Raw genomic sequence first — 3,410 nt, forward strand, 5'->3', positions numbered from 1 at the left:
CCTTAATCATCGTCTGATCTACTTTCAGCACAGGGATTCCCTCCCGATGTAAGCAGTCAATCCAGAATCTGCTATAAGTTCGGGTCGGCTCTAATATCACCACAGACGGCTCCAAAGACACAAGAAACTGGATAGACTTTGCATTTGCTTCTAGCTTTCGGTGGCACTCAGCAAATGCGGGAGACTCGTAGAAATCCCGCAACGCACCCGCTGGCATAAATTCTAGCCACACGGCATCGCACCACGATGAGCTAACATCAAGGCCTACAATTAAACTATTCATTTTTAACCTCTAGTGTTGTGGTTAATCGTTCCCACGAAGCTGTTACGGCTCTCGCCCATTCTATCTGGGGGAACAAATCTCCCTAGAATCTAACCGGGGTTGGAACCCGGTTAGAAGCAATTCTTGACTTCTGCCCCCAGTAAACATCTGGGGAGGGGAACCTCCCGTTTCCCATTGGGGGGGCTAGTCATCAATGCGGTGGGAATCACCCGGTTATCCGCGACTTCCCCCCAGGTGTRAGGGGRAAGTTTCGWCCTTTACCGGCTMGGWCTCATCAGGCGGTGAAATCTAGATCTTTTAATTCACTTAATGGGCTCTGTAGGTTATACAAGAGAGCGTCGTGGCATTTAATAACTGACTGCTGGAATCTGTCTATATCTTGACATTCTTGAACACAAAAGAAACCATTGATAAAAACCAGTTCGCAAATGGCATTATCAACCATTCTTTTTATGTCTATCAAGATGTCCGTAAATTCGGTAGATTTATCAGCCATATATATCCAATTGTCTAGCAAATCATAGGAATCATCGTCGGTAGGATTTTCGCTGTAGTTATTGGCTTCTACTTTCACAGCCCGTGCTAGCTGTTCCAAGTGGTTACTGATGTTTTCCCTGGTTAAGGGTTCATCGGGGTTCGGGACTTGAACTTTTAACCACAGAGAGGAAACCTGTACGCTAATATTTTCAATGGACTTTAAGATATCCTTTTTTAGCTGTGTGGTGTATTGGGTTTGTGGGTTTTGCTGGTTTGTGCTATTCATCATCAGAGCCTCCAATTTTTTCAATGAGCTTGGGAATGAGTTTCCCGGCTTTCTGGGTGTTGGTAACAAATTTCTCTAGTTGGTTGAGAAATTGCTTTTGGGCGTAGGGTTTAGTGAGTTTGTCGGTGAAGCAGTAGTTATAAAGTTGGTCGATGTCATAGTAGAGTTTCCTTACCATGTAGCTGACATCTAAGACCTCTTCTTTAAACCCTGGCAATCGCCTCAATTGCTCATCCAGATGGTCGCGGTCATTGGTCACAGTTTTCGCAACTCCTTCATGCCTTCATTGGTTAGTTGTCTAATTAGATGTAGGTAGCCAATAACCTCGGCTAAATGCTCGTCTTTTTCGAGGGTGGACTGGTCAAGTCTGACGCTAATCCTTTCCCCGTAGTCTTGGATGCTTGTCGCGATGTCAGTTAGGCGACCTAGGTAAATCTCTGACTCAAGATTCTCCATTTTCCTCGGTGATAAAGATTTTTGCCCGTTCTAAGAACAGCTTAGTTTTTTGTAAGGCTGCGTCAGCGTATTGCGGGAATTTTTGGATGCTAATATCATCAAATGACAGCCTTTCTTGAACGTAGGAATTGGTAGAGAAAATCTGCCAAGCCATGGAAATCAACAGGTGATCGCCAGCGGCAGAGGAATCCTCTGATGGAAGTTCCCCGTTCTCGATCGCCTCAAGTATTTTTTTTACATCCTGCTTTTGGAGGTTGGTATCGATGTCTCGTTAAAATGAGACATCAAATCTTTGTGCATTGTGTTTAAGGCGCTAGGGGTTAAGTGTTGAACTAAGACACTAAGCTGATCTGCCTTCTGTTGGTTGGTTAATTTTTTCATCGCCAATGCGCCGTTATTAGTGGTTAGACTGGTTAACTATGGCGGCGATGGGGAGCGATCGCACCTAAATAGAACTTTTGGGAAGAGCGATCGCCTAACCCGCCGCCGCGATCGCACATTTAGCAAGTCAACCTCTAGGAGTGCTATTATTAAGCCACGTTTAAGGGCAAAAGAGCTTGAGTTGTCTCCCGACTTGGGCATAGTAAACTCCTAGATGACTTGCTTAGGGGTGGCTTGGGTCAAGCCGCCCCAAGTTTTTTGACTTAGTGACCGATACTCATGTTCGCAGCATCGAGATGTCGCACTACCTCATAACTCAAACAAGTGGCCCTAAGCAATTGGGCTCTGATTTCCCTGTAGTCGGGGTTTTTAGATTCCAGAATGGCAGTCACTGTTTGCAGACAACGGGTTAATTCTTCATTTGAAGTAGTCGCCGCCTGGAGTTTTATCTGTGTGAACGGGTTGTTTCTGTTGTCGGTTGACATCGTAGTTTTTCACCTTCTCATTAGGGCGGCCGTTTAAAACGATCGCCCTCAGTTCATCCCCATTGCTCCTCTGGTAAGTCGCCAGCATTTCATTGGCGAGATACCAGCTTTCTTTTAGCAAGCGACCAACCTGTTGAGTTGTTAATGGCAACTCCTGAACCAGGCTAGGATTTTGCAGTAGTGCTAAAAGGACGGATTTGGCCGTGTCGGAAACGGCAGAATGGGAGAGCGGAATTTCTCTTCTGTCTGGTGCTTCCATAGAATTTCTTCAAGTTCCTCTGGAGTGTACTCAAGTAATTTGTTGAACAAACTTAGGTATGCAAAAACCTCCTCTGCTGTTAGTGATTCGGACAAGTTGAGTTGACCCGTAGCAGTCTCAGATGTTATGCTGATGACTGAACGAGGTAGATTCACGTCGCTCATCTTTAAGTTCCTTTTTGCTAAGGATGATGGGGAGGAAGGGGAAACGTTGGGGTTTCCCTTTCCTTTTGGAATCAAGACTTGTGAACTTTGAACACCAAACCAATAGGTCCGGCTATTTGGGGATTCCGTTGGATGGAATCCTCAATTTCTGCTATGTAGTGAGCTACCTCCTCATCTGATAATTTGAACACAGACCTTTGAGCTGTCCGTCTTAGATGCCGTCCGATTTGTTGCTGCCCGTTGGCGGCGACTTGTCGATCTGCCAGCATCCAAGCCAAACAAGTGACCAGGAAAATCCGCTGATGTTTTTTGTCCAGGCGGTGAAATCCGCTAGGCAAATTGGCGGCCTCGGCGTTTGGTTTGACCATAGGCTTTTTACCTATATATAGGGTGTGCTTTTGCGATCGCCTGACCAACCCCAAGGCGATCGCATCAATCTACCAGCTTCCCCGCTCTCAACATCCGGCTTTTTACCTATCGCGCTCGAATAATGGAAGACCCGCAGCACGCTGTACGGGGAAAACAAGAAGTCAGTCTCGATGACGTTAACGGAAACAGCAGTCGGGCTACTGGATCAGATGGCTATGGAGCTAAATCTGAATCGGTCCGAATTGATGGA

At 46.1% G+C, this 3,410-nt stretch carries 7 protein-coding genes and 1 pseudogene; 1 reads left to right on the forward strand and 7 read right to left on the reverse strand.

What is annotated here, in order from left to right; genetic code table 11:
- The 5 genes and pseudogenes from B9T16_RS27065 to B9T16_RS27085 all read right to left on the reverse strand — a co-directional run.
- A pseudogene (locus tag B9T16_RS27065) lies at positions 1-283 on the reverse strand (IS110 family transposase); the annotation flags it as partial.
- A 274-nt stretch (positions 284-557) separates the two neighbouring features.
- Positions 558-1,046 carry a hypothetical protein gene (locus B9T16_RS27070; protein ID WP_410246221.1) on the reverse strand — a complete coding sequence of 163 codons (489 nt, stop codon included), beginning with the start codon at positions 1,044-1,046 and terminating at the stop codon, positions 558-560.
- A complete protein-coding gene (locus B9T16_RS27075; RefSeq protein WP_410246216.1) occupies positions 1,039-1,305 on the reverse strand; it encodes a hypothetical protein in 267 nt (88 codons plus the stop codon). The genes B9T16_RS27070 and B9T16_RS27075 overlap by 8 nt, the downstream gene beginning before the upstream one ends.
- Positions 1,302-1,502: a hypothetical protein gene (locus B9T16_RS27080; RefSeq protein ID WP_410246217.1), complete on the reverse strand. Its 201-nt coding sequence runs from the start codon at positions 1,500-1,502 to the stop codon at positions 1,302-1,304. The genes B9T16_RS27075 and B9T16_RS27080 overlap by 4 nt, the downstream gene beginning before the upstream one ends.
- A complete protein-coding gene (locus tag B9T16_RS27085; RefSeq protein WP_410246218.1) occupies positions 1,489-1,656 on the reverse strand; it encodes a hypothetical protein in 168 nt (55 codons plus the stop codon). The genes B9T16_RS27080 and B9T16_RS27085 overlap by 14 nt, the downstream gene beginning before the upstream one ends.
- 210 nt (positions 1,657-1,866) lie before the next feature.
- Between B9T16_RS27085 and B9T16_RS27090 the strand changes: the two genes are divergently transcribed.
- Entirely contained in the window at positions 1,867-2,097 is a 231-nt protein-coding gene (locus tag B9T16_RS27090) for a hypothetical protein (protein WP_410246219.1), read from the forward strand.
- 203 nt (positions 2,098-2,300) lie between these two features.
- Here the strand turns inward: B9T16_RS27090 and B9T16_RS27095 are convergent, their stop codons facing one another.
- Positions 2,301-2,627, reverse strand: a complete 327-nt coding sequence (locus B9T16_RS27095; protein WP_006616132.1) for a hypothetical protein — start codon at positions 2,625-2,627, stop codon at positions 2,301-2,303.
- Between the two features lie 235 nt (positions 2,628-2,862).
- Positions 2,863-3,159 carry a hypothetical protein gene (locus B9T16_RS27100; protein WP_410246220.1) on the reverse strand — a complete coding sequence of 99 codons (297 nt, stop codon included), beginning with the start codon at positions 3,157-3,159 and terminating at the stop codon, positions 2,863-2,865.
- Between the last annotated feature and the right edge of the window lie 251 nt (positions 3,160-3,410).

The organism is Arthrospira sp. PCC 8006 (assembly GCF_046480465.1).
Lineage (GTDB): Bacteria > Cyanobacteriota > Cyanobacteriia > Cyanobacteriales > Microcoleaceae > Limnospira > Limnospira platensis.